This is a genomic window from Actinoplanes sp. CA-252034 (assembly GCF_050956125.1).
Classification (GTDB): Bacteria; Actinomycetota; Actinomycetes; order Mycobacteriales; family Micromonosporaceae; genus Actinoplanes.
In genome coordinates this window covers 7,530,388-7,555,724 of the sequence record NZ_CP191846.1, presented here as the reverse complement: position 1 = coordinate 7,555,724, position 25,337 = coordinate 7,530,388, and the positions used below count along the sequence as shown (strand labels likewise).

Annotated in this window: 22 protein-coding genes and 1 pseudogene; 17 read left to right on the top strand and 6 right to left on the bottom strand. The window is 71.1% G+C overall.

All coding sequences use genetic code 11. The features are described from left to right. Positions 1 to 40: 40 nt before the first annotated feature. The 3 genes from glgA to ACQPZW_RS34325 are packed head-to-tail and all read left to right on the top strand — an operon-like array spanning position 41 to position 3,765. Positions 41 to 1,243 carry a glycogen synthase gene (gene glgA / locus ACQPZW_RS34335; protein WP_433790168.1) on the top strand — a complete coding sequence of 401 codons (1,203 nt, stop codon included), beginning with the start codon at positions 41 to 43 and terminating at the stop codon, positions 1,241 to 1,243. After that, positions 1,240 to 2,856, top strand: a complete 1,617-nt coding sequence (locus ACQPZW_RS34330; protein ID WP_433790167.1) for a glycoside hydrolase family 10 protein — start codon at positions 1,240 to 1,242, stop codon at positions 2,854 to 2,856. The genes glgA and ACQPZW_RS34330 overlap by 4 nt, the downstream gene beginning before the upstream one ends. A 60-nt stretch (positions 2,857 to 2,916) precedes the next feature. Beyond that, positions 2,917 to 3,765, top strand: coding sequence for a hypothetical protein (locus ACQPZW_RS34325; protein WP_433790166.1), 849 nt, complete (start codon positions 2,917 to 2,919; stop codon positions 3,763 to 3,765). Here ACQPZW_RS34325 and ACQPZW_RS34320 read toward each other — a convergent pair. Next, positions 3,762 to 5,384, bottom strand: coding sequence for an ABC-F family ATP-binding cassette domain-containing protein (locus tag ACQPZW_RS34320; protein WP_433790165.1), 1,623 nt, complete (start codon positions 5,382 to 5,384; stop codon positions 3,762 to 3,764). The two genes, ACQPZW_RS34325 and ACQPZW_RS34320, sit on opposite strands and share 4 nt — an antisense overlap. A gap of 43 nt (positions 5,385 to 5,427) precedes the next feature. Here ACQPZW_RS34320 and ACQPZW_RS34315 point away from each other — a divergent pair, with 43 nt between their 5' ends. Then, positions 5,428 to 7,209 carry a Xaa-Pro dipeptidyl-peptidase gene (locus ACQPZW_RS34315; protein ID WP_433790164.1) on the top strand — a complete coding sequence of 594 codons (1,782 nt, stop codon included), beginning with the start codon at positions 5,428 to 5,430 and terminating at the stop codon, positions 7,207 to 7,209. Here ACQPZW_RS34315 and ACQPZW_RS34310 read toward each other — a convergent pair. After that, positions 7,202 to 8,023 carry a PhzF family phenazine biosynthesis protein gene (locus ACQPZW_RS34310; protein WP_433790163.1) on the bottom strand — a complete coding sequence of 274 codons (822 nt, stop codon included), beginning with the start codon at positions 8,021 to 8,023 and terminating at the stop codon, positions 7,202 to 7,204. The genes ACQPZW_RS34315 and ACQPZW_RS34310 overlap by 8 nt on opposite strands. 112 nt (positions 8,024 to 8,135) lie before the next feature. Here ACQPZW_RS34310 and ACQPZW_RS34305 point away from each other — a divergent pair, with 112 nt between their 5' ends. The 12 genes and pseudogenes from ACQPZW_RS34305 to ACQPZW_RS34250 all read left to right on the top strand — a co-directional run bounded on the left by ACQPZW_RS34305 (position 8,136) and on the right by ACQPZW_RS34250 (position 20,765). Then, complete coding sequence (locus ACQPZW_RS34305; protein WP_433790162.1) at positions 8,136 to 9,560, top strand: sigma 54-interacting transcriptional regulator; 1,425 nt, start codon at positions 8,136 to 8,138, stop codon at positions 9,558 to 9,560. Between the two features lie 6 nt (positions 9,561 to 9,566). Beyond that, on the top strand, positions 9,567 to 11,522 hold the full coding sequence (locus tag ACQPZW_RS34300; protein WP_433790161.1) for a vWA domain-containing protein: 1,956 nt from the start codon (positions 9,567 to 9,569) through the stop codon (positions 11,520 to 11,522). A gap of 333 nt (positions 11,523 to 11,855) precedes the next feature. Beyond that, positions 11,856 to 12,458 (top strand): CDP-alcohol phosphatidyltransferase family protein, encoded by a 603-nt coding sequence (locus ACQPZW_RS34295; protein WP_433790160.1) that lies wholly within the window; start codon positions 11,856 to 11,858, stop codon positions 12,456 to 12,458. Beyond that, a complete protein-coding gene (locus ACQPZW_RS34290; protein WP_433790159.1) occupies positions 12,455 to 13,630 on the top strand; it encodes a DUF881 domain-containing protein in 1,176 nt (391 codons plus the stop codon). The genes ACQPZW_RS34295 and ACQPZW_RS34290 overlap by 4 nt, the downstream gene beginning before the upstream one ends. Further along, complete coding sequence (locus ACQPZW_RS34285) at positions 13,627 to 13,959, top strand: small basic family protein (protein ID WP_109588616.1); 333 nt, start codon at positions 13,627 to 13,629, stop codon at positions 13,957 to 13,959. Before ACQPZW_RS34290 ends, ACQPZW_RS34285 begins: the two co-directional genes overlap by 4 nt. 293 nt (positions 13,960 to 14,252) lie before the next feature. Beyond that, a complete protein-coding gene (locus tag ACQPZW_RS34280) occupies positions 14,253 to 15,362 on the top strand; it encodes a DUF881 domain-containing protein (RefSeq protein ID WP_433790158.1) in 1,110 nt (369 codons plus the stop codon). A gap of 15 nt (positions 15,363 to 15,377) precedes the next feature. After that, complete coding sequence (gene gcvH, locus ACQPZW_RS34275) at positions 15,378 to 15,758, top strand: glycine cleavage system protein GcvH (RefSeq protein ID WP_317792356.1); 381 nt, start codon at positions 15,378 to 15,380, stop codon at positions 15,756 to 15,758. A 209-nt stretch (positions 15,759 to 15,967) separates the two neighbouring features. Then, positions 15,968 to 16,416, top strand: a pseudogene (gene odhI / locus ACQPZW_RS34270) (oxoglutarate dehydrogenase inhibitor Odhl). A gap of 68 nt (positions 16,417 to 16,484) precedes the next feature. Then, positions 16,485 to 17,153 (top strand): transcriptional regulator FtsR, encoded by a 669-nt coding sequence (gene ftsR, locus ACQPZW_RS34265; RefSeq protein WP_433790157.1) that lies wholly within the window; start codon positions 16,485 to 16,487, stop codon positions 17,151 to 17,153. A gap of 98 nt (positions 17,154 to 17,251) precedes the next feature. Further along, positions 17,252 to 17,716, top strand: coding sequence for a bifunctional nuclease family protein (locus ACQPZW_RS34260; RefSeq protein WP_430790870.1), 465 nt, complete (start codon positions 17,252 to 17,254; stop codon positions 17,714 to 17,716). Between the two features lie 157 nt (positions 17,717 to 17,873). Next, complete coding sequence (locus tag ACQPZW_RS34255; RefSeq protein WP_433790156.1) at positions 17,874 to 18,422, top strand: MerR family transcriptional regulator; 549 nt, start codon at positions 17,874 to 17,876, stop codon at positions 18,420 to 18,422. Between the two features lie 39 nt (positions 18,423 to 18,461). After that, positions 18,462 to 20,765, top strand: a complete 2,304-nt coding sequence (locus tag ACQPZW_RS34250) for an ATP-binding cassette domain-containing protein (RefSeq protein WP_433790155.1) — start codon at positions 18,462 to 18,464, stop codon at positions 20,763 to 20,765. On the opposite strand, the gene ACQPZW_RS34245 is transcribed toward ACQPZW_RS34250, so the two are convergent. Then, a complete protein-coding gene (locus tag ACQPZW_RS34245) occupies positions 20,705 to 21,490 on the bottom strand; it encodes an alpha/beta fold hydrolase (RefSeq protein WP_433790154.1) in 786 nt (261 codons plus the stop codon). The two genes, ACQPZW_RS34250 and ACQPZW_RS34245, sit on opposite strands and share 61 nt — an antisense overlap. Before the next feature lie 107 nt (positions 21,491 to 21,597). Here ACQPZW_RS34245 and ACQPZW_RS34240 point away from each other — a divergent pair, with 107 nt between their 5' ends. Beyond that, entirely contained in the window at positions 21,598 to 22,593 is a 996-nt protein-coding gene (locus ACQPZW_RS34240) for a sigma-70 family RNA polymerase sigma factor (protein WP_433790153.1), read from the top strand. Between the two features lie 244 nt (positions 22,594 to 22,837). On the opposite strand, the gene ACQPZW_RS34235 is transcribed toward ACQPZW_RS34240, so the two are convergent. From ACQPZW_RS34235 to ACQPZW_RS34225, 3 genes are all read right to left on the bottom strand, one after another. Next, positions 22,838 to 23,134 (bottom strand): STAS domain-containing protein, encoded by a 297-nt coding sequence (locus ACQPZW_RS34235; protein ID WP_433790152.1) that lies wholly within the window; start codon positions 23,132 to 23,134, stop codon positions 22,838 to 22,840. A 322-nt stretch (positions 23,135 to 23,456) separates the two neighbouring features. Further along, positions 23,457 to 24,194, bottom strand: a complete 738-nt coding sequence (locus tag ACQPZW_RS34230; protein WP_433790151.1) for a hypothetical protein — start codon at positions 24,192 to 24,194, stop codon at positions 23,457 to 23,459. Positions 24,195 to 24,370: 176 nt separating this feature from the next. Beyond that, positions 24,371 to 24,988: a hypothetical protein gene (locus ACQPZW_RS34225; protein WP_433790150.1), complete on the bottom strand. Its 618-nt coding sequence runs from the start codon at positions 24,986 to 24,988 to the stop codon at positions 24,371 to 24,373. Positions 24,989 to 25,337: the final 349 nt, after the last annotated feature.

The following is a 25,337-nucleotide window of genomic DNA, read 5'->3' as shown; positions in this document are numbered from 1 at the left end:
CCGGCGGCCGACCTGAGGCACGGCGGCTAAGCTGCGAGTCGTGACGGACTCTCGACTGCGCGCCGACCTGATCACCCGTGAGTACCCGCCGGAGGTCTACGGCGGCGCGGGGGTCCACCTCGAGTATCTGGCACGTGACCTGCGCGGGCTCGCCGACGTGCGGGTGCACTGTTTCGGCGCTCCGCGCGACGAGGCCGGCGTCACGGCGTACCCGGAACCGGCCGAGTTGGCGCAGGCCAACGCCGCGCTGCGCACCATGGGGGTCAACCTTGCGATCGCCCAGGGCTGCGCCGGCGCCGACGTGGTGCACAGCCACACCTGGTATGCCAATTTCGCCGGCCACACCGCGAAACTGCTGCACGGCGTCCCGCACGTGGTCACCACGCACAGCCTGGAGCCGCTGCGCCCGTGGAAGGCGGAGCAGCTCGGCGGCGGCTACGCGCTCTCCTCGTTCTGCGAGCGGACCGCGATCGAGGGTGCCGACGCCGTCATCGCGGTCTCCGGCGGGATGCGGCGTGACGTGCTCCGGGCGTACCCCTCGGTCGACCCGGACCGCATCCACGTCGTCTACAACGGCATCGACACCGAGCTCTACCAGCCGGATCGCGGCACCGACGTGGTCGACCGGCTCGGTATCGACCGCAACCGGCCGAGCGTCGTGTTCGTCGGCCGGATCACCCGGCAGAAGGGCCTGCCCTACCTGATGCGGGCCTGCCAGGAGCTGCCGGCCGAGGCGCAGATCATCCTGCTGGCCGGCGCGCCCGACACGCCGGAGATCGCCGCCGAGGTGGAGTCGCTGGCGCGGGAGCTGCGCGAGAAGCGTGACCCGCAGGGTGTGGTCTGGGTGCAGGAGATGCTGCCGAAGCAGGAGGTCATCCAGGTCCTCACGCATGCCACGGTCTTCGTCTGCCCGTCGATCTACGAGCCGATGGGCATCGTCAACCTGGAGGCGATGGCCTGCGAGACCGCGGTGGTCGCCACCGCGACCGGCGGCATCCCCGAGGTGGTGGCGGACGGCGAGACCGGCCTGCTCGTCGGCATCGAGCAGCTCCAGGACGGTACGGGCACGCCCGTCGACCCGGAGCGCTTCGTCGCCGATCTGACCGCCACCCTGACCCGGGTGCTGAACGACCCGCAGCTCGCGCAACGGATGGGTGAGGCCGGCCGCCGCCGGGCGGTCGAGAGGTTCAGCTGGTCACGGATCGCCGAGGACACCCTAGAGATCTACCGGTCGGTGCTGTGAGTCTGTTGCGCCGGCCATCGGTGCGGGTGGCGATGCTGCTGTCGGCCGTCCTGTTCGCGGTGGCGGTGCTGGGGATCGGCCTGCTGCGGGCGGCCTTCTACGAGCCGCCGTCCCGCAGCGCCGACACGGTGGCGGTGGCCGACGCGCCCACGCAGACGGTGACCGGGCTGTGCGGGTCGGTGCCGGTGTCGGCGCCGCGGGAGCTGCGCGGGATGTGGCTCACCACGGTCTACAACATCGACTGGCCGAGCAGGCCGGGCCTGCCGCAGGATCAGGTCCGCTCCGAGTACCTGAGATGGCTGGACCTGGCCGTCGCGCAGAACCACAACGCGATCTTCGTGCACGTGCGCCCGAGCGGCGACGCGTTCTGGAAGTCCGACTACGCCCCGTGGTCGAACTGGCTGACCGGCCGGCTGGACGGCGCGGATCCGGGCTGGGACCCGATGGCCTTCATTATCGACGAGGCCCACAAGCGCAACCTGGAGTTCCACGCCTGGTTCAACCCGTACCGGGGGACCCAGTTCGCCCCGTCCGGCGCCGGGACCGACCTGTCGAAGCTGCCCGCCGACCATCCGCTGGTGGTGCACCCGGAGTGGCGGATCGCCCACCCGGCGGGTGCGAAGGGCCGCTACTACTACGACCCGGGCAACCCGGAGGCCCGCAGGTTCGTCGAGGACGCGATGCTGGAGGCGGTCGCGCGGTACGACGTCGACGGCGTCCACTTCGACGACTTCTTCTACCCGTACCCCGGCGAGGGCAAGGGCCAGGACTTCCCCGACGACGCGTCGTTCGCGAAGTACGGCGGGGGCAAGAGCCGGGCCGACTGGCGCCGGGAGAACGTGAACACCCTGGTCCGTGAGATGAGACAGCGGATCGCCGAGGTCAAGCCGTGGGTCAAGTTCGGGATCAGCCCGTTCGGGATCTGGCGCAACGGCGGCGAGGGCTCGGACACCAACGGCCTGGAGAGCTACCACGCCATCTACGCCGACACCCGCACCTGGGTGCGTGAGGGCTGGCTCGACTACATCGTCCCGCAGCTGTACTGGACCATCGGGTTCGACAAAGCCGACTACGCCAAGGTGCTGCCCTGGTGGGCGAAAACGGTCAAGGGCACCGGTGTGCAGCTCTACATCGGGATGGCCGACTATCGGGTCGGCGAGAAGGGCGACTGGAGCGATCCGGCCGAGCTCGACCGGCAGATGGCGCTGAACGACAAGTTCGGGGTGCAGGGTCAGGTCCACTACAGCGCCGCGTCGGTGCGCGACGACAAACTGGGCGCGGCCACCCGTTACCGGGCGAAGCACTACGCGGCGCCGGCGTTCCTCCCGCGGATCGCGCGCCTTCCGGCAGCGCCGCCGGCGGCGCCCCGGATCACCGCCGCGACCAGGTCCGAGGCGGGGGCGGTCACCCTGACGGTCGCTGACGGCGGCGGCACGAGCTGGGCCCTCTACCGTACGGAGAAGGGCGCCGCCTCCCTCGTCGCAACAGGCCGGGCGGGCAGTCCGGTGGCCGATCCGAAGCCCCCGGCGGGCCCCGCCACCTATTGCGTCAGCGGCCTCGACCGCTCCGCCAACGAGGGGCCTCTGAGCAGCCCGTTCACCACCGCGGGCTGACGCCTCAGGGCATTCTGGCATTTTGTCCGTATAGTGCTATTTGCGGCGTTAGCGTGAGTTGTGTCCCGAATCATTGCGCTCACCGCCGCCGCCCTGCTCTCCACCGTGCTCACCCCGCCCTCGGCCGCCCACGCCGGACCGCCCGGAGACCCGGCGGGTGCGCGAGCCGCTCCCGCCGGACCGCCCGGCGAACCGGCCGGAGTGGGCTCCGCGCAGGCCGTCCATGCCGGACCGCCCGGTGAACCGGCCGGGGTGGGGTCCGCGCAAGCAGCCCCCGGTGAACCGGCCGGCGCGAGTCCCGTCACCTCCACGGCGCCGGCTCCGCAGAAGTCGGCGGGCGCCGCGAGTGTGCCGCCGCCGGACGACCCGGTCGCCGAGCGGCTCACCGCCTTGCTCCTGGCCGCCGGGGAGGCGCCGACCGGGTTCACGCTGCAGACCGACGCCGTGGACGACCTGTTCGCGCGGATCCCGGCCGAGATCGCGGCCTGCGGCAAGGGCGCCCGGGTGCCCGCCGGAACGGTCTACCGGGAGTACGTGCGCGGCGCCGGCGAGGAGGAGCTGCTGGTCGAGACCCTGGCCGAGCCGGGTGGCGACGCGGCGCGGGCGGCGGTGACGACGGTGGCCGGGGTGCTGCCGGCGTGCACGTCGTTCACCCGGGCCGCGGGGGAGTTGCCGGCGGAGATGGGGTTCGCGCTCAGCCCGTACCCCCTCGCTCCGAAGATCGGTGACGCCTCCGCGGCCGTGAGTTTCGTGATGACCGTGCCCGCCCTCAAGCTGACCGTGAAGGGCCGCCTCCTGGCGGCCGCCGCCGGGGAGTCCTATGTCACCGTCCTGTTGATGTCCGAGGCCGACCCCGCGGTCGCCGACCTGGAGGCCGCCGCCCGCGCCGCCGTCACCAAGCTGTCCTAACCGGTCACCCGGCCGTCGGCGACCTCGAGGCGGCGGTCGGTCACGACCGCCTCCAGCATCCGGCGGTCGTGGGTGACCAGCAGCAGCGTGCCGGTGTAGGAGGTGAGCGCCGACTCCAGCTGCTCGATCGCCGGCAGGTCGAGGTGGTTGGTCGGCTCGTCGAGGACCAGCAGGTTCACCCCGCGGGCCTGGAGCAGCGCGAGGGCCGCGCGGGTCCGCTCGCCGGGCGAGAGGGTGACCGCCGGGCGCAGCACGTGCGACGACCGCAGGCCGAACTTCGCCAGCAGCGTGCGCACCTCGGCGTCCGGCCAGTCCGGGACCGCCGCGCCGAACGCCCGGGCCAGCGGCTCGCCGCCGAGGAACAGGCCGCGCGCCTGGTCGACCTCGCCCACCACGACACCCGGCCCGAGGTGCTGGGCGCCCGCGTCGAGGGGGAGCCGGCCGAGCAGGGCGGCCAGCAGGGTGGACTTGCCGGACCCGTTGGCGCCGGTGATCGCCACCCGGTCGGCCCAGTCGATCTGCAGGGTCACCGGTCCGAGCGTGAAGTCGCCGCGGTGCACCACGGCGTCGCGCAGGGTGGCGACGACCGCGCCGGCGCGGGGCGCGGTGGCGATCTCCATCCGCAGGTCCCACTCCTTGCGCGGTTCCTCGACCACCTCCAGGCGCTCGATCATCCGCTCGGTCTGCCGTGCCTTGGCGGCCTGCTTCTCGCTGCTCTCCCCCCGCATCGACTTGGCGATCTTGTCGTTGTCGGGGGCCTTGCGGCGGGCGTTGCGGACGCCCTTGTCCATCCAGGCGCGCTGCATCCGGCCGCGTTCGAGCAGATCCTCCTTCTTGTCGGAGTACTCCTCGAACTCCTCGCGGGCGTGCCTGCGGGCCCGGTCGCGCTCCTCCAGGTAGGCGCCGTAGCCGCCGCCGTAGAGGTTGACCTGGCTCTGTGCCAGGTCGAGCTCGAGCACCTTGGTCACGGTCCGGGTGAGGAACTCGCGGTCGTGGCTGACCACCACGGCGCCCGCGCGTAGCCCGGACACGAACGCCTCCAGGCGGGCCAGCCCGTCCAGGTCGAGGTCGTTGGTCGGCTCGTCGAGCAGGTAGATGTCGTAGCGGCTGAGCAGCAGCGAGGCCATCCCGGCGCGGGCCGCCTGACCACCGGAGAGGGCGGTCATCGGCAGGTCCAGGTCGAACCCGAGGCCGACCTCGGCGACCCGCTCGTCCAGGTCGGCGCCGCCCAGGTCGAGCCAGCGGTCCAGGGCGGTCGCATAGCGGTCGTCGGCGCCGGGCTCGCCGTCGGAGAGGGCCACGGCCGCGGCGTCCATCGCCTCCTGCGCGGCGGCGACGCCGGTGCGGCGGCCGAGGAAGTCGCGCACGCTCTCGCCGGGGCGCCGCTCCCGCTCCTGCGGGAGATAGCCGACGTTGGCGGTGGGCGGGCTCAGCGCGACGCTCCCGCTCTCCGTGGCGATCAGTCCGGCTAGGGTACGCAGCAGCGTCGTCTTGCCCGCGCCGTTCACCCCGACCAGCCCGATCACGTCGCCCGGAGCCACGACCAGGTCGAGTTCGGTGAAGAGGGTGCGGTCCCCGTGCCCTGCCGCGAGTTGCCGGGCGATCATTGTGGCGCTCATCCACACATCCTCTGACATTCACGCATGACGATATGGTGTGGCGATGCGACTGCTCGCCAGAGGCCTCTGCGTCCTCATGGTTCTCGCCGGGTCGGCGGTCACCGCCGCGACACCGGCTCACGCCGCGACCGGGACCCAGCCGGTCCACGACTACGCCGCCGCCATCCGTGAGCGGGTCTGGGTGCAGACCCCCGTGGACAGCGACTCCGACGGCCGGCCCGACCGGGTCGCCGTCCGGATCATCCGGCCCGACACCACCCGCCGCGTGCCGGTGATCTTCCAGCCCAGCCCGTACTACGCGGGCCTCAACGACATCCCGAACCACGACGACATCGACCGTGGCGCCGCCGGTCTCGCCGCCTCCTCGACCGCCGACCGCGCCGAGACCATCACGTTCGGCGGCTACCTGGACAACTACTTCGTGCCCCGTGGCTACGCGGTGATCTTCGCCGACAGCCTCGGCAGCGGCGGCTCGGACGGCTGCCCCACCTCCGGCGGGCGCAACGAGACCCTCGGCATGAAGGCCGTGATCGACTGGCTCAACGGGCGGGCCCCCGGGTTCGACGCCGCCGGCGCGCCGGTGCGGGCAGGCTGGACCACCGGGCGGACCGGCATGATCGGCGTCTCCTACAACGGCACCCTGCCCAACGCGGTCGCCGCGACCGGGGTCCGCGGTCTGGAGACGATCGTCCCGATCGCCGCGATCAGCAGCTGGTACGACTACTACCGCGCCAACGGCGGCGTGGTCGCGCCGGGCGGCTTCCAGGGCGAGGACACCGACATCCTCGCCAAGGCGGTCCTGACCCGCGCGAACCCCGAGGCCTGCGCCGAAGTCATGGCCGATCTGGAGCGGGAACAGGACCGGGAGACCGGCGACTACAGCCGCTACTGGGCCGAGCGGGACTATCTGCGGGACGCGGACAAGGTGCGGGCCAGCGTGCTGCTGGTGCACGGGCTGCACGACTTCAACGTGCGGACTCTGCACGCCGGGCAGTGGTGGGACGCGCTCGGCCGCAACCACGTGCCCCGCAAGATCTGGCTGCACCAGGCCGGGCACACCGACCCATTCAACATCCGCCGCGCCGAGTGGCTCGACACCCTGCACCGATGGTTCGACCAGTGGCTCTACCGGATCGACACCGGGATCATGCGGGAGCCGGCCGCCGACGTCGAGGTCGCGCCCCACCGCTGGGTGACCTCGCCGACCTGGCCGCTGAAGGGCCGGGAGACCACCCTGCGGCTGGGCGCGGGACCGCGGCAGACCTTCGTCGACGACACCACCCGCACCGCCGAGTCGCTGGCCGCCGCCCCGGACGCCGCCGACCCGAACCGTTTCGTGCACCTGACCGCGCCGCTGACGAGGGACGTCCGGCTCTCCGGGACACCCGAGATCAGCGTCCGGGCCGACCTCGCCGGTGACTCGCCGTATCTGACGGCGCTGCTCGTCGACTACGGGACCGCCGACCGGTTCGTCCGGGTGCGGACCCTCGCCGAACAGGACTGCGTCGGGCCCGGCATCGAGGGCGACCCCGGGTGCTTCGCCAGACGGGAGTACGTGACGGCGCCCTCCGACCAGGAGATCGTCACCCGGGGCTGGATCGACGTGCGCAACCGGATCTCGCCGTCGCGGACCACACCGGTCACGGCCGGTAAGGCGTACACGTTCCGGTTCGAGCTGCAGAGCACCGACCACGTCTTCGCGGCCGGGCACCGGATCGGCGTGGTGCTGATCTCCACCGACCGCGACCACACGCTGCGCTACCCGGCGGGGACGGTCGTCGGCGTCCAGCCGGGGGCCTCGTTCCTGACGGCCCGCCTCAGCTGACGATCGGGACGGCCGCGCCGCTCACGCGGATCCCCTTGATCTCCGGATCCAGGCGGACCGTGATGCGGCTCGGCCGTCCCATGTCGTCGCCCTGCCGCAGCGTGATCGTCGCGTCCGCGGCCACCAGGCCCAGCTCCCGCAGATAGCCGCCGAACGCCGCCGCGGCCGCGCCCGTCGCCGGGTCCTCATACACCCCGCCGACCGGGAACGGATTGCGCACGTCGAACTCGTCCACCCCGGCCCGGAACACCAACTGCACCGTGGTCCAGTCACGCTCGGTCATCAGCGCTTTCAGCGCCGGCACGTCGTAGTCCAGGTCCGCGAGGCGCTTGCGGCTCGTCACGGCAAGAATCGGATGGTACGCCCCACCGAACCCCACCTTCGGCGCAAGAAGCGGATCCAGGTCACCGGTGCTCCACCGCAGCGCCCGGAGGAGGGCCGTCAGATCGTCCGCCCCCAGGTCCGCCACGTGCGGATCCACACTGGTCAGCGTGGCCGTCCCGGCCTCGTCGACGACCACCGGCACATCGCCGGCGTTGGTCTCGAACAGGTGCTCGCCCGGCCCCAGGGCCACCGCTGTCGCCACCGTGGCGTGCCCGCAGAACGGCACCTCGGCCAGCGGGCTGAAATAGCGCACCCGGAGACGGGCGCCGTCACGGGCCGTCACGAACGCCGTCTCGGAATAGCCCACGTCGGCGGCGATCGCCTGCATGGCGGCGTCGTCCAGGGCGCTCGCGTCGAGCACCACGCCGGCCGGATTGCCTCCTTCCGGATCGTGAGCGAATGCGGCGTACCTCTGAATGTCGGTCGTCATGCCGCGAAGCGTGCCGCGCGGCGGAGACCGCGACCAGAGCCAATCGTGCGGCCCTGGATGTGTCCGCCCGCACAGTCGTGGTTTGTCACAGGGGAGGGGTAGCGTTCTTGCGGTGACAGAGGCGCCCATCGCGATCACTCCCGTCCCGCCCACCGATCTGCCCCGCACCGTGGGCGAGTTGCGTGCCACCGGCCACGAGTTCCGCACCGTGAAACAGGAGCTGCGCGACAACCTCCTGGTCCGGCTCGGCTCCGGCGAGCCCCGCTTCCCCGGCATCGTCGGCTATGAGGACACCGTGCTGCCCGAGGTCGAGCGCGCGCTGCTCGCCGGCCACGACATGGTCCTGCTCGGCGAGCGTGGCCAGGGCAAGACCCGGCTCATCCGCGCGCTCGTCGGCCTGCTCGACGAGTGGACGCCCTACATCGAGGGCTCGGAGCTGCACGAGCATCCCTATCATCCGCTCACCCCCGGCGCCCGCCGGCGTGCCGCCGAGGCCGGTGACCTGCTGCCGATCGCCTGGCTGCACCGCTCCGAGCGGTATGGCGAGAAGCTCGCCACCCCCGACACCAGCGTCGGCGACCTGATCGGCGACGTCGATCCGATCAAGGTGGCCGAGGGCCGCTCGCTCGGCGACCCGGAGACCATCCACTTCGGCCTCGTCCCGCGCACCAACCGGGGCATCTTCGCCGTCAACGAACTGCCCGACCTCGCCGAGCGCATCCAGGTGTCGCTGCTCAACGTGCTGGAGGAGCGCGACATCCAGGTCCGCGGCTACCAGCTGCGACTGCCGCTCGACCTGCTGCTCGTGGCGTCGGCCAACCCGGAGGACTACACGAACCGCGGGCGGATCATCACGCCGCTCAAGGACCGGTTCGGGGCCGAGATCCGCACCCACTATCCGGTCGACCTCGAGCTGGAGACCGCACTGATCCGGCAGGAGGCGTCGCTCGTCGCGCAGCTGCCCGCCTTCCTGGTGGAGGTGCTGGCCCGCTACACGCGCGGCGTCCGCGAGTCGCCGTCGGTCGACGCCCGTTCCGGCGTGTCGGCCCGGTTCGCGATCGCGGCCGCCGAGACCGTGGCCGCGTCCGCGCTGCGCCGGGCCGGGCTGCGTGGTGAGCGTGAGGCCGTCGCCCGCGTCTGCGACACCGTGTCGGTGACGTCGACGCTGCGCGGCAAGGTCGAGTTCGAGAGCGGCGAGGAGGGGCGGGAGACCGAGATCCTCGGCCACCTGCTGCGCGTCGCCACCGCCGAGACGTTCCGGGCCCGGCTCGCCGGCCTCGACCTGTCCGGCTTCACCGACCTGGTCGCCGAGGGCGCCATCATCCAGACCGGCGACCTGGTCAGCGCCGAGGAGCTGCTGTCCCAGATCGGCACGGTCCCCGGCCTGGCCAAGCTCCTCGACCGGCTCGATCTCGGCGACGCGCCCAGCCCGGGGCAGGCGGCCTCCGGCATCGAGTTCGCCCTGGAGGGCCTGCACCTGACCCGCCGCCTGGCGAAGGAGCTGACCGACGACGGCCGCACCATCTACGGAAGCTGACCGGCGATGAGTGGCAACGTCTTCCGGTACGGGGCCTGGCGCGACGGGCCCGATCCGCTCGCGCCGCCCTACGACGTGCGGGTGGCCGTCGACGAGATGGGGGAGCGGGTCCTCGCGGGCGACAGCCTGCGCGACGCGCTGCGCGACCTGATCCGTCAGGGCCCCCGTGACGGGCGCGGACTGGACTCGCTGCGTGACCGTGCCCGGCGGCTGCGCCGGGACGCCCTCCGGCGCGGCAACCTCGACGGGGCGGTCACGCGGGCACGGCAGATGCTCGACCAGGCGCTGGCGACCGAGCGCGACTCACTGGCGGCCCGCGACGACGACGCGGCCCGGTTCAGCGAGGCGGTCCTCGACAACCTGCCTCGATCTGTCTCCCAGGCCGTCTCCGACCTGTCGGAATACGACTGGTCCTCGACTGAGGCCCGCGACATCTACCAGCAGATCCTCGCCGGCCTGCGGGAGGAGGTGGTCTCGCAGCGCTTCGCGGGTATGAAACAGGCACTCCAGCAGGGCGACATGGCCGACGTCTCGGACATGCTCCGGGATCTGAACGACCTGCTCGGCCGGCACGCCCGCGGCGAGGACACCGACGACGCCTTCCGCGACTTCATGGACCGGCACGGCCGGTTCTTCCCGGACGGCCCGCGCAACGTCGACGAGCTGATCGACTCCCTGGCCCGGCAGGCCGCCGCCGCCGAGCGCCTGATGCGCTCGCTGAGCCCGCAACAGCGCGAGGAACTGGAGCAGCTCATGGCCCAGGCGCTCGGTGACGGCCCGCTGCGCGGACAGCTCGCCGAGCTCACCGACAACCTGCGCGCCCTCCGCCCCGGCCTGAACTGGGGTCGCGGCGAGCGCATGCGCGGCCCCGCCGACCTGGGCTACGGCGACGCCACCGCCGCGCTCGGTGAGATCGCCGACCTCGACGAGCTCATCGACCAGCTCGGCCAGGAGCATCCGGGCGCCACCCTCGACGACGTCGACGTCGAGGCCGTCGAACGCCAGCTCGGCCGGTCCGCCGCGGACGACCTGCGCCGCCTGCGCGAGCTCGAACGCGAACTACGCCGCCAGGGCTGGGTGCACCGCGACGCCGACGGCCTCACCCTCTCCCCGAAAGCGCTGCGCCGTCTCGGCCGTACCGCCCTGTCCGCGATCTTCCGCGACGTCGCCGGGAAACGCGGCCAGCACGACATGCACGACGCCGGGGCGGCCGGCGACCTGATCGGCTCCTCCCGCCGGTGGGAGTTCGGCGACGATCAACCCCTCGACGTGGTCCGCACCATCGGCAACGCGGTCCGGCGCCGGGCCGCCGGTGGTTCCGCCACCCTGCCGGTCCGCCTCGAGCCCGACGACTTCGAGGTCGCCGAGACCGAGCGTCGCGCCTCGGCGGCGGTCGCCCTGTGCGTCGACCTGTCCTACTCGATGTACGCCGACGGCCGCTGGGGCCCGATGAAGCAGACCGCCCTGGCCCTGTCGCACCTGGTGGCGACCAAATACCCGCAGGACGCTCTGCAGATCATCGGTTTCGGCCGCTACGCCCAGACGCTGTCGCAGGGTGAGCTGGCCGCCATCGAGCCCACCATCGAGAAGGGCACCAACCTGCAGCACGCCCTCAAGCTCGCCGCCCGTCACGTGCGCCGTCACCCCGGAGCCGAGCCGGTGATCCTGGTCGTGACCGACGGCGAGCCGACCTCCCACCTGGAGGCGGACGGTGAGGCCGTCTTCTGGTGGCCACCGCTGCCGGAGACCGTCCAGGCGACCATCCACGAGGTCGACCTGCTGACCCGGTTCGGCGCCACCCTGAACGTCTTCATGCTCGGCGAAGACCCGGGGCTGCGCCGTTTCGTGTCCGCCGTGGCCCACCGCAACGGTGGCCGCGTCTTCAGCCCCGACCCGGGCGATCTGGGCCGTTACGTGATCGACGACTACGTCCGGGCCCGCCGCGGCCGCCACTCCCATTGACCGGCCCGGGTGGCCGGTGGCGCATGTCGAGCCGCCGCCGGCCGGGGGCGACGGCGAATGTCGAGCCGTTGCCGGCCGGGGGTCGGGGGCGTGTCGAGTCGCCGACGGGCGTCCTTGAGGGCGCCGGTTCGGGCTGGAGGCTAGCCTCCTAGGATGGACTAGCGAGTGTGGCCAGTGTGACTGCGCGTCAGGTGGGGCGACGCGGCTGGTTATAGTTGCTCGGCGAGCGACCGGGAATGCGTACGCACCGCCGCCCGGGAAGGCGGCGGTGATCGGGCCGGGCTCGCAAACGAGCCGGGCGGGGGCCTCGGCCGAGGGGGAGAGGAAGTCGCGATGTCGCAGCACCCTGCGCCGTCCATCGAATCCTCGAATCGGATCTGGACCCTGCCCAACGCGATCAGCTTCCTACGGCTGCTCGGCGTGCCGCTGTTTCTCTATCTGCTGCTAGGCACCGAGAACGACGTGGCCGCCGTGATCGTGCTGATGATCGGCGGCTCGACCGACTGGGTGGACGGCTACGTCGCCCGCCGGATGAACTCGGTGAGCCGTCTCGGTGAGCTGCTGGACCCGTTCGCCGACCGGCTCTACATCGTGGCGACGTTGACCGGGTTCACCGTGCGGGAGGTGATCCCGCTGTGGCTGACCGGGGCGCTGCTGCTGCGTGAGGCGGTCCTCGGTGTCGTCCTGGTGATCCTGCGACGGCACGGGTATGGTCCGCCGCCCGTTCACTACGTCGGCAAGACCGGGACGTTCCTGCTGCTGGCGTCCTTCCCGTTGATCCTGCTGGCGAAAGCGGTGCCGTCGATCGACTGGTGGGTCGGCCCGGTGGGCTGGGGCCTGTCCTGGTGGGCGCTCGGTCTCTACTGGTGCGCGGCCGCCCTCTACGTGGTGCAGGCGGTGCGTGTGCTGCGCGCCGACCGCGAGGGCCCCTCGTGAGCCATCCGCTCGGCGACGGCCCCGCGACACCGTCCGGGGACATCCCGGCTCGGCCGGCGTCCGGAGGGCCGCAGGACATCCCGGCCCGGTCGGCGTCCGGAACGGCGGGCGGCTCGCCGATCCGGCCGGGCGCCGGGAAGGCGGGCGCCGGGAAGGCGGGCGAGACCTCGGGCGGGCCGACGGCGTCCGCCCGGGCCGCGCTCCGGGAGCCGAGCGGCGCCTGGGAGGGGCTGGGCAGCATCGGTGGGCCTCCGGATCCGGACGGTGGTTCGGGGAAGCGGCGGTGGGGTCCGGACTTCCTGACCGAGTTGTTCCAGAATCCACTCGACCCCGGCTATGCGGACGCGGCCGCGCGGCGCGCGAAGGAGGGCCCCCGGACGGGCGCCCGGCGTGGCTTCGCGGCGGTGTCTGCGGCGCTGACCCTGGCGGTGATCGGGGTGCTGCTGGTGGTGGCCTATCGGCAGACCATGGCGCAGGAGCCGGCCCGGACACAGGCGCGGGAGCAGTTGATCGGCCAGGTGCAGAACCGGCGCGAGGAGACCGAGAAGCTGCAGCGGCGGGCGGACGAGCTGGCCGACGAGGTGGCGGCGTTGCGTGACCGGGAGCTGAGCGGCGAGACGGCGGCTCGGCTGAGGGACCTGGAGGCGGTCACCGGGATGGCGCGGGTGCGTGGCTCGGGGGCGCGGATCACGCTGGTGGACGGTCCGACTTCGGTGGACGCGGTGACCGGGGAGCGGCGGACCGAGGCGCAGGTGAAGGACACCGATCTGCAGCTGGCGGCGAACGCGCTGTGGGAGGCCGGGGCCGAGGCCATCATGATCAACGGGCAGCGGCTGACGGCGACGTCGCGGATCCGGCAGGCCGGCGAGGCGATCCTGGTGGACATCCGGCCGGTCGGGTCTCCGTACGAGATCGTGGCGATCGGCCCGGACGATCTGGCCGACGATTTCCGCGATGGGTACGCGGGTCAGTTCTTCGAGACGTTGTCGGCGCGGTTCGGGATCTCGTTGGAGACCGCCGAGGCCGACGACGTGACGCTGGAGGCGGCGACCGACCTGAAGTTGCGGTCGGCCGAGCCCAGCGTCGCGCCCGCTCCGTCGGGCTCCGCGAACGTTTCGTCCGGTGCGGGGTCACCCGTGCCGGACTCGTCAGTGACGGAAGGCGGCCGATGATCGCCGTACTCGCCCTGCTCGCCGGTGTCCTGCTGGGCATCCTGTTCGAACCGTCGGTGCCGCCGGAGTTGGTGCCGTACCTGCCGATCGCGGTGGTCGCGGCGCTGGACGCGGTGTTCGGCGGGGTGCGGGCCAAGTTGGACGGCATCTTCGACGACAAGCAGTTCGTGGTGTCGTTCATCTCGAACGTGCTGGTGTCCGGTCTGATCGTCTACGTCGGCGACCAGCTGGGTGTGGGTGGTCAGCTGTCGACGGGTGTCGTGGTCGTGCTCGGCGTGCGGATCTTCGGTAACGTCGCGGCGATCCGACGGCACCTCTTCCGGGCATAGGACATGAGATGACCGATCCTGACGGCACGCCGGGCGCCGCACGGCCCCACGACGAAGATCATTCCGGTGGCACGCCGCCGGCCGTCCCCCCGTACGCCGACGAGGAGCCGACCGTCCCGCTGGGGGCTTTCCGGGCGCTGACCGGGTCGCCGGACGCCGACGAGCCGACCGTCTCGCTGGCGGGCCGCGATCTGACCGGGCGGGGTGACCCGCTGCCGTTCGGAACCGACCCGGCGGCCTCGGACGGACCGCGAGCGGTCGGGGGGATCCCAGCCGCATCGAGTGGACCGGTCGTGGCCGGGCGCGACGATGCGCGGGACGAAGTCGAGCGCGACGACGCTGGACGCGGCGATGTCGGGCGCGGTGAAGTCGGGCGCGACGATGCCAGGCGGGACGACGCTGGACGTGGCAATGCCAGACGGGACGAAGTCGGGCGCGACGACGCTGGACGCGGCGACGCCGGGCGCGACGGTTTCCCGCCGCGCTCCGGGGCGGCCGGCGTGGGACTGCCCGGGCCGGGGGCCGAGCGTGTGGCGGTCGGCGGCCCGGCGGCTGGTACGGGAAGGGGGAGTGCTCCGGCCGTACCCCCTGGTGATCTTGATCTCGAAGTCGCGGCGGCGGAGCCCCGGAAGGGTGAGCCGGGGGTGACGCCGGACATGTCACCCGATCCGTCGATTTCTGCGGCCGCCGGAGAAGGTGATCTTGATCGCCCGCGGATCCGGCGGCCGGCGCCGGCCGGGACGTTGATCTGGGTGCTGCTGGCGTTGCTCGGGTTCACGCTGGTCGTGCAGTTGCGCAGCAACGACGCCGACGACGGGCTGGCCGCGACGCGGCAGGAGGACCTGGTGCGGATCCTGAGTGACCTGGAGTCGGAGGACAGTCGTCTGCTGGCTCAGATCGCGGCTCTTCAGCAGAGTAAACAGGAGCTGAACTCCGAGGTCGGAGGCCGTGAGGCGGCGGTGGCGGAGGCGCAGCGGCGCAGTCAGGACCTGGGTCTGCTGGCCGGCACGGTGGCGGGTAGCGGGCCGGGCCTGGACATCACGTTGAGTGATGTGCGGGCGTCGGACGTGCTCAACACGGTGCAGGAGCTGCGTGGCGCCGGCGGCGAGGTGATGCAGCTCAACGGCGCGAACGGGGTGTCGGTGCGGCTGGTCGCGTCGAGTTTCTTCGTGGACGCGTCGGGTGGTGGGATCATCGCCGACGGTGAGGAGCTGGCGGGTCCGTTCCGTCTGCTGGTGATCGGGCCGGCCAGCACAATGAGTACGGCGCTGCAGATCCCGGGCGGGGTGGTGGCGTCGGCGAAGAGTGACGGCGGTAGCGTGACCATGGACTCGCGTTCGCTGGTCGAAGTGACTGCGGTGCGTAAGGCGGCAGCCTTGCGGTATGCGCGTCCGGTGTCGTGATTAACGGAGGAAGCGTTGATTCCTGAGGATCTGCGGTACACCGCGGAGCACGAGTGGGTCGCCGGTGACGGCAGCGGGCCGGTGCGGGTGGGGATCACCCATTTCGCCCAGGACGCGCTGGGTGACATCGTGTATGTGCAGTTGCCCGATGAGGGCACGGTGGTGCAGGCGGGCGACTCGCTCGGTGAGATCGAGTCGACCAAGAGCGTCTCGGAGATCTACGCACCGATTTCCGGCACGGTGGTGGCGAAGAACGCCACGCTGACCGACGAGCCGGAAATCATCAACGGCGAGCCGTATGCGGCCGGCTGGCTGGTGGAGATCGCGCCGGATGATCCGGCGTCGGTGGCCGCTCTGCTGGACGCCGCGGCGTACCGGGCTCTCACCGAAAGCTGACGCCGCGGGCATTTCATGCCCGTCCATTCATTCTTCCGCGAGTCCGGTTGCCCAGCGATATTGGCGCTGACTAGGCTCGCGGAGCACACCGCGAACTGTTATTCCTTTGAAACCGATAGTCGTGCGTCGGGCCGAAATGGCCCCGGCGGGGCCGCAACGTCGCTGGCTTCGCTGGGAGGCGACGACCAACTGATCCGTGAGGTGGTCCGATGACGCGCCCAGACGACGAGTTCCCCCCGCTCGACGTCACGTCCACGCTGAACCTTGGCGCCCTTGACGAGGTGCTGGAGGGACCCGAGACGGACGTGGTTCCGAGCCGGATGGCCGGCTCGCTCCCCCGGGGATGGCTCTGCTGGTGGTCCGCCGTGGGCCCAATGCCGGCGCACGCTTCCTCCTCGATCACGATGTGACGACCAGCGGCCGGCACCCGGACAGTGACATCTTCCTCGACGACGTGACGGTGTCGCGTCGCCACGCCGAGTTCCATCGTGACGGCGGGACCTTCACGGTTCGTGACGTCGGCTCCCTGAACGGTACGTACGTGAACCGGGAAAGGGTTGAATCGGCGACGCTCAGCAATGGCGACGAGGTCCAGATCGGCAAGTTCCGTCTGGTGTTCATCGCCGGTCCGCGGCCGGAGGGCGAGGGCCGGGCGTGACGGCGTCGGGGGCGGCTGCGCGTGATCCGGGGGCTTCGCGCCCTCAGGACGGGCGTGAGAGTGCGCTGATGAGCATCGGGGAGGTGCTGGCCCATCTGCGCACCGAGTTCCCCGACACCACGATCTCGAAGTTGCGGTTCCTGGAGGCGGAGGGTCTGGTCGACCCGCAACGCACCGCCTCCGGGTACCGGAAGTACTCGTGGAACGACGTGGCACGCCTGCGGTTCGTGCTGACCGCGCAGCGCGATCAGTACCTCCCCTTGCGGGTGATCCGGGAGCAGTTGGACCGGATGGAGAAGGAGCCGGTCGTTCCGCAGCGGCCCACGTTGGTGGCGGTGGGTGCCTCCCAGGCGAAGGATCCGGCGGACGCCCGGGTGCCGAAGGCGGATCTGATCGAGCGGACCGGTGCCGGTGAGGCGCTGCTGGCCGAGCTGGAGCAGATCGGTCTGGTGACGGCGCGGCCGCCGGGTTGGTATGACGCCGATCAGGTGATCATCGTGGAGGCCGTGGTGGGTCTGACCCACTACGGGCTGGAGGTTCGTCACCTGCGTGCTTTCCGCAATGCCGCGGACCGTGAGGTGGGCCTGTTCACACAGTTGCTGGCGCCGATGGCTCGTCAGCACGATCCGGCTGCGCGGGCGCGGGCCGCCGAGACCGCGCGTGAGCTGCAGGCGCTCTCGCAGCGGTTGCATGCGGCTCTGGTTCGGTCGGGTCTACGGGGTGAGTTGGGCCGCTGAACCCGCCGCCGTGCGGATCAGGTGCCCGCGGTGTGCGTGTACCGTGCAGGTTAGGGCGGCTGCGCTGCAGCCGAGACGATAACGACACGGAGGCGGCGGTGCGTGAGCTGAGCGTGGTCGGGGTCCGGGTGGAGCTGCCCAGCAACCAGCCGATCGTGCTGTTGCGGGAGGTTGACGGCGACCGTTATCTCCCGATCTGGATCGGCGCGGTGGAGGCCACCGCGATCGCCTATGAGCAGCAGGGCGTCAAGCCGGCCCGGCCGCTGACCCATGATCTTCTGCGCGACATCCTCGCGGCGCTGAAGGCGCCGTTGAAGGCGGTGGAGATCACCGAGTTGAAGGACAACGTGTTCTACGCCGATCTGTTGATCGGTGACGATCTGCGGGTGTCGGCGCGGCCGAGTGACTCGATCGCGTTGGCCTTGCGGGTGGGTGCCCCGATCCGGTGTGCCGACCAGGTCCTCACCGAGGCGGGGATCGTGATCCCCGACGAGCAGGAGGACGAGGTGGAGAAATTCCGCGAGTTCCTCGATCAGGTGCGGCCCGAGGACTTCGCAGGGTGACCGGAGCCGGGTGACATCGACCGGCACCGTTCGTCCCTGCGCGGCGTGTCGAGCGGTTACCTCCATGTTTCAGCTGGGATTGAGATATACGCTCGTGAAGTCCAGGTGAACCGGCACACCGCCTAGTTTCGATCATGGGCGCGGGGGAGGTAGTCGCGTGCACGAGCAACCTCTTGAAGGCCCACTCGTCGGCGAGGACGGCGAGGTCGGATATCGCGGGGTGACCGCGTGTCAGGCTGTCGGGATCAGTTATCGGCAGCTCGACTATTGGGCGCGGACCACGCTGGTGGTCCCGAGTGTGCGCGACGCGTCGGGCTCCGGCACCCAGCGGCTCTACTCGTTCCGCGACCTCGTGGTGCTCAAGGTGGTCAAGCGCCTGCTGGACGCCGGGGTGTCGTTGCAGAACATTCGGCGGGCGATCGAGACGCTGCGCTCGCGCGGGGTGGACGATCTGGCCGAGATCACGCTGATCTCCGACGGGACGACGGTGTATGAGTGCCGGTCCCCGGAGGAGGTCGTCGACCTGTTGCAGGGCGGCCAGGGTGTGTTCGGCATCGCGATCGGCGGGGCGTTCAAGGAGATCCAGGGTTCGCTGTCGCACCTGCCGTCCGAGCCCGCCGCGGGTCCGCAGCCGGTCGGCGCCGCTGCCGCCCCGGATGAGAACGACGAGTTGGCGGCCCGACGGGCCCGGCGCCGGGCGGGATAGCGGTCGGTAACTGGCCGCAATCGTGGCTACTGTCTGTTCGTGACTCACATCGCAGACAGCCACGATGTCATCCAGGTCCGCGGGGCCCGGGAGAACAATCTGCACGACATCTCGCTCGACATCCCGAAACGGCGCCTGACCGTCTTCACCGGAGTCTCCGGCTCCGGTAAGTCGTCGCTGGTGTTCGGCACCATCGCCGCCGAGTCGCAGCGGATGATCAACGAGACGTATTCGGCGTTCCTCCAGTCGTTCATGGGCAGCCCGGCCCGCCCGGACGTGGACGCGCTGCACAATCTGAGCGCCGCGATCGTCGTCGACCAGGAGCGGATGGGCGCCAATGCCCGGTCCACACTGGGGACGGCCACCGACGCGTACACCATGCTCCGGATCATTTTCAGTCGTCTCGGGTCGCCGAGCGCCGGCAGCGCGCTGGCCTACTCGTTCAACGCCGAGGGCATGTGCCCGAACTGTGAGGGCCTCGGCAAGGTGTCCAGCCTCGACCTGGACCAGCTCGTCGACCGGTCCAGGTCGATCAACGAGGGTGCGATCACGGTCCCGAACTTCAGCGTCGACGGCTGGTACGTGCGCGGGTTCGCCGAGTCGGGACTGTTCGACCCGGACAAACCGGTGCGCGACTTCACCGAGGCCGAGCTCGACGACTTCCTCTACAAACCGTCGATCAAGATCAAGGTCAACGGCATCAACACGACGTACGAGGGACTCGTGGTCAAGGTGCAGCGGATGTACCTGACGAAGGAACGTGAGTCGGTGCAGCCCCACATCCGGGCGTTCATCGACCGGGCGGCCACCTTCGCCTCCTGCCCCGACTGTCGCGGTGCCCGGCTGAAACCGTCCGTGCTCGCGTCACGAATCGACGGCCGCAACATCGCCGAGTGCTCGGCCATGCAGGTCAGTGATCTGGCCGAGTTCCTCGCCGGGGTCACGGCACCGTCGGTCGGGCCGGTCGTGAGCAACCTGCGGCAGACCCTGGACTCGCTCGTGGAGATCGGGCTCGGCTACCTGTCGCTGGACCGGGAGTCGGCCACCCTGTCCGGCGGTGAGGCGCAGCGGGTCAAGATGGTCCGGCACCTCGGATCGAGCCTCACCGACATCACGTACGTCTTCGACGAGCCCACCGTCGGGCTGCACCCGCACGACATCCGGCGGATGAACGGGCTGCTGCAACGCCTGCGTGACAAGGGCAACACGGTACTGGTCGTCGAGCACAAGCCGGAGACGATCGCCATCGCCGACCACGTGGTCGACATCGGACCCGGCGCCGGGCCGGCCGGCGGCCGCATCCAGTTCGAGGGCAGCGTCCCCGAGCTGCGCGCCTCGGACACGCTGACCGGCCGCTGCCTGGGGCACCGGGTCGCTCTGAAGGACTCGACACGGCCGCACACCGGGCACATCGCCGTCAAGGACGCGTCCACCCACAACCTGCGTGACGTCTCGGTCGACATCCCGACCGGTGTGCTCACGGTCGTCACCGGTGTCGCCGGGTCCGGCAAGAGCTCGCTGATCTACGGGTCACTGCCGCAGCGTGACGGCGTCATCGTCGTCGACCAGTCCGCGATCCGTGGCTCCCGGCGCAGCAACCCGGCCACGTACACCGGGCTGCTCGACGCCGTCCGTGCCGCCTTCGCCAAAGCCAACGGCGTCAAGGCCGCCCTGTTCAGCGCCAACTCCGAGGGCGCCTGCCCGAACTGCAAAGGCATCGGCCTGGTCTACGTCGACCTCGCGATGATGGCCGGTGTCGCCGGTGTCTGCGAGGAGTGCGAGGGCAAACGCTTCACCGCCCGGGTGCTGGAGTACAAGCTGCGCGGCCGCGACATCAGCGAGGTCCTGGCCATGCCGGTCAGCGAGGCCCTCGACTTCTTCACCGAGAAGGCGGCCCGCGCGATCCTGGAACGCCTCAACGCCGTCGGGCTCGGCTACATCACCCTCGGGCAGCCGCTCAACACCCTGTCCGGCGGCGAGCGGCAGCGCCTCAAACTGGCCGTCCACATGGGCAGCGGCGTGGCCACCTACCTGCTCGACGAGCCCACCAGCGGCCTGCACCTGGCCGACGTCGACCAGCTGCTGGCCCTGCTCGACCGTCTCGTCGACACCGGCAACACGGTCATCGTCATCGAACACCACCTTGCCGTCATGGCCCACGCCGACTGGATCATCGACCTGGGGCCGGGCGCCGGGCACGACGGCGGCCGCGTCGTCTTCACCGGCACCCCCACCGAGCTGGTCGCGAAATCCGAGACCCTGACCGCCCAGCACCTGCGCGACTACGTCTCCAGGAAGGCCAGCGCGGTCGTGGCGAACAACGGCGAGTCGATGATGTCGTAGTGGGTGGTGCCCGGCAGGATCGCCAGCGCGTGCCCACCCTTGGGCCGGCCGTCACCCGTCCAGCCGCCGTCCCGCTGTCCGCCGTCGAGCAGGGCGAAGATCTCCACGAAGTGGCTCGGCGGGACCATGTCGGCGTCGGCGCCCATGATCAGCGTCGGTACGCGCAGACCCCGTACCTCCTCGGTCAGATCGAAATCGTGCTGCATCGCCGCGCCGATCTTGTCCAGCAGACGCGGGAAGTCCTCCGGCCGCGGCGCCACCCGCTGGTACAGCTCGTACATCGGGGTCTCCTTCATGAACTCGGCGGCCGCGCCGGTCACCTGCCCCTGCTGGTCGAGGATCTCCTGATAGGTGGCGTCCCGGCGGATCCCGGCCGACGCCGACACCAGCCGGCCGACCTTCTCCGGGTGCCGGATCGCCAGGTGCAGGCCGATCCCGCCGCCGAGGGAGAACCCGACGACGTCCGGCTTCTCCAGGCCCAGGTGGTCGATGAGCGCCGCCACGTCGTCGGCCATCACCGCGAAGTCCAGCGGCCGGTCGATGTCCGCGGTCCGCCCGTGCCCCTGCAGATCCGGCAGGATGACCTGGTGTCTCTCGGCGAACGCGGCCAGCGACGCGCCGAACATCTCACCCGATCCGAGACCGCCGTGCAGCAGGACCAGCGGCCGGCCGGTCCCGTGCGTCTCGTAGTACAGGTTGATCCCGTTGACCTCGGCGTAGCTCATCGTTGCTCCCTGGAGATGATCTTCATCGTTGCTTACATCGGGTAGACCCGGCCCGTACCGGAAACTCATCGCTGCCGTGCGAAAAGAATCGCGATAGGTTCGGGCGCGTGAGTGACGCGGTGACAGACCCACCCATCGAGGCGCAGCTGGAACGCTTCCGGGCCGAGTTGACCGGCTACTGCTACCGGATGCTCGGCTCGGCCTTCGAGGCCGAGGACGCCGTCCAGGAGACCATGATCCGGGCGTGGCGCGCCCACGACAGTTTCGAGGGCCGCTCGTCGCTACGCTCGTGGATCTACCGGATCGCCACGAACGTGTGCCTCAACATGGTCGACAGCGCACAGCGGCGGATCCGGCCGATGGACCTCGGCCCCGCCGGCTCCGGCCACGCCACCGACCCCGGCGCCGTGCACCCCGAGAAGATCTGGGTCGGCCCGGTCCCCGACGAGCGCATCCTCCCCGAAGGCTCCGACCCGGCCAACCTCATCGCCGAACGCGAATCGATCCGCCTCGCGTTCGTCGCCGCCCTGCAACACCTGCCTCCCCGGCAGCGGGCGGTGCTGATCCTGCGCGAGGTGCTGGCCTGGTCGGCACAGGAGGTCGCCGACCTGCTCGACACGTCGGTGGCCAGCGTCAACAGCGCCCTGCAACGCGCCCGGGCCACCCTCGCGGCCGCCACGCCTTCGGCCGGCGACACCTTCCGGCCCCTCGATGCCGAGCAGCGCGAGCTTCTCGCCCGCTATGTCAAAGCCTTCGAGGCGTACGACCTGCGCGCCCTCACCACACTCCTGCACGAGGACGCCACCCTGTCGATGCCGCCGCTGGCCCTGTGGCTACGCGGTCATGCTGACATCAGCGCCTGGATGTCCGGCACCGGCAGCGGCTGCGAAGGCTCCCGCCTGATCCCGGTCGTGGCCAGCGGCCTGCCCGCCTTCGGCCAGTACCGCGCCGCCCCCATCGGCGACGGCCACGACGCCTGGGCCCTGATCGTCCTGGAGATCGTCGACGGCCGTATCGCCGCCGTCAACAACTTCCTCGACACCGCCCGCCTGTTCCCCCTGTTCGGCCTGCCCCTCCACCTGCCCCCGAACGACCTCCCCTGACCGCCCCCGCCGGGCCCGGCCCCTCCTTGCCGGTCCCTGCGGCCGTGCCCGCGCCCTGGCTTGCCCGCGCCGGTTGCGGCGGGTGTGCCGGGTCTTGGCTTCTGCGCGGTGGGCCTGGCGGGCGCGCATGGTCCCAGAACTCGATCCGGCCCTCTCCAAGCCCAGGTGCTCGCCCTGGCGAAGCACCGCCGGGCGCGCCGCGCGGGCTCTGGTCCGCTTCCGGCCTCGCCCGGCTCCGGGCGTGTCAGCAGCCGGGCATGCCGGGGCCGGATGCGTCGAGGCCGGGGCTGACGGGCGTCAGCAGGTCGGTGAGGCCGAGCAGGCTGAACAGCAGCACCAAATCCGGTCCCGCGCCGGTGACCACCAGGTGCCGGCCGTGCCGCCGGGCCGTGAGCCGCAGCCGGGCCACCGCCTCGACCACCGCCACGTCCGGTTCGCGGATGGCGCCGACGTCACAGTCGACGAGGCCACCGCCCTTTCCGCGCAGCAGATCGGCCAGACGGGCACACAACGCCGGAATGTCGGCGCGAGTGACCGCCACCCCGACCGTGAACCGAACCGCAGTGTCCCCCATGAGAGTGAAGACCGCCGCCGGCCCCGAAACTCATCGCCGACCGGGCAGGATCCCGCAGATAGCGGCGGGACGTCATCCATCTCCACGTCGGTGTTACACCGGGGCGGAGACCACGACCGTCCACCAGAGGCGGACCACGGGGCTCGTGACCGATCTTGCCCAGCCGGCCGCCCCCATTGCACCACGCCCGACCACTCCGCCGCGGTGCGGTCAGCCCACGGTGCGGTTGGTAGCGGTGCGGTTGGCTAGCGGTGCGGTTGGCTCGCGGTGCGGTCAGCTCGCGGTCCCGTCAGACGCAGTCCCAGAAGAACCGGCCCTCCCGCTCGTCCGCGCTCAGGAACGCATATCCCGTCCCGCCCCCGAAGTTCAGCGCATAGGCGTCCCCGCCGATGCCCTCGGCCCCGTCGATCTGAAAGAAGAACCGCCACCGTCCGTCGAGCAGCTCGACGAAGTCCGACTGCCACCCGCGGGGCCGCCCACCGGCCCAACTGAACCAGTCCTCGTCCACCGATCCCGTCGCGGTCACCCGCAACTCAACCGGCACCCGATCGGTCCACCGCTCACCCCGCCGCCACAACGACGGCCCGGTCCGCAGAGGCAGTCCTCGAACGAATCCCGGAACCCGGCCATCCGGCTGCACGAGCAGCAGATTGTCGCCCTCCTCCGGTTCCATCGTCAGTCCGGTGCCGTCGGGGTCGTCAGCGATGAACAGATACGCCATCGCCGTCCCCGCCCCCGTCGTGCTCTCCTGCGGGGTTGCCGGGGTCTGTCCTGTCGCGGTCTTCTGCACGGTCACCGGACCCTGCGCGGCTGCCGGAACCTGCCCCGTCGCAGTCCACGGGGCGCTCTCGGCCGCCATCGCCTGTTCCGTTGCCGGTGTGGTTGTCTCGGGCGTTCCCGTTGCCGCATGCATCGCCAGTGTCGGGAGCGGGAACTGCCCGATGAACACCATCGGCGTCCCGAAGGTCACCGAGACCGGCCAGAACGGCTCGCCCAACCAGTGCGGCTGCCCGCCGAGCTTTGCCACCGGCCCGTGGATCGGCAGGTCAACGGCCTCCCAGTGGAGAGCCACCCGCGGTTGAAGCCAGGCATCCGTCGGTTCCCGTGCCTCCGCGGACCGCTGCAACCCCCGCCACCACTCAGCGCCCGCGCCCACGGTGATGTCGGTCGGTGACTCCGCACCGCGGCCGGGTTCGCCGGTGCTCACGCCGCGACCCGATCGGCGACCTGGAAGCCGGCACCGCACTCTGGGCAGGAACCCCGGCCGAACAGCAGGCCGACCGTGGACGCCACCTCGGGGAAACCGCCCGCCACCGCTTCGGCGTGCAGACGGGCCGCGAGTGGCCCCGGCAGATCCGGCTCGATCTCGGAGTCGGCCGGGTCCAGCGACAGCAGCAACTCCGCCTCGCACGACGGACACTCGACCGCCGTCTCACCGTCGTTGATCAGGTCGAGCTGCCGGCCCCAGACGTCGTCGCCGTCGAACCCGAGGACGGCCTGCTGCAGATACACGAACATGCGCTCGTCGGAAGCGCCCGCCGTCAGGTTCTCGACGGTCAGGCTCCGCAGCGCCGCGATCTCCGCCGCATACCGTTCCCGGTCACGCTCCACGGTGTCGACGGCGATCAGTCCGGCCAGGACGAGAGCCTTCTCCCGTTCGGCGACGGGAAACCCGGCACAGGTCGCCGCGAGCCACGGCAACAGCTTCTCGCTGCCCATCACCGCGTCGCCCTGGTCGATCGTCTCGTGCCAGACGACGTCCCAGGCGGCCGACCGCGGATCAGCAGCCGCGTCGATCATGGCCTGCTCCAGAACGGTCACACCGCGATCATGCCGGATCGGCCGCCGCCGTTCGCCCGCTGGGCGAACGCCCAGACAGCAGGAGGCAGGCGTCCGGGCGCCGAGGTGCAGGCGGCGGGGAGGGAGGAGGCAGGCGCCGAGCGGCGCGCGCCGTGCGGCGGGCGGCAAGCGGCGGTCGAATAGTCGGCGGGTGGAGGGCGGCGGGCGCGGTACGGCGGTTGGCGGCCTCGGCACCCGGGCACCAGCGGATACATCCGGCGGCGAGGAATCATCCCGGCCGTCGGGGAGCGTGCCAGACACCTGAGGAAGCATTCGGCCGCCGGGAGGGAACACCGGCGGCTGGGAGGTATGTCGGGTGGGGGCAAGCAGG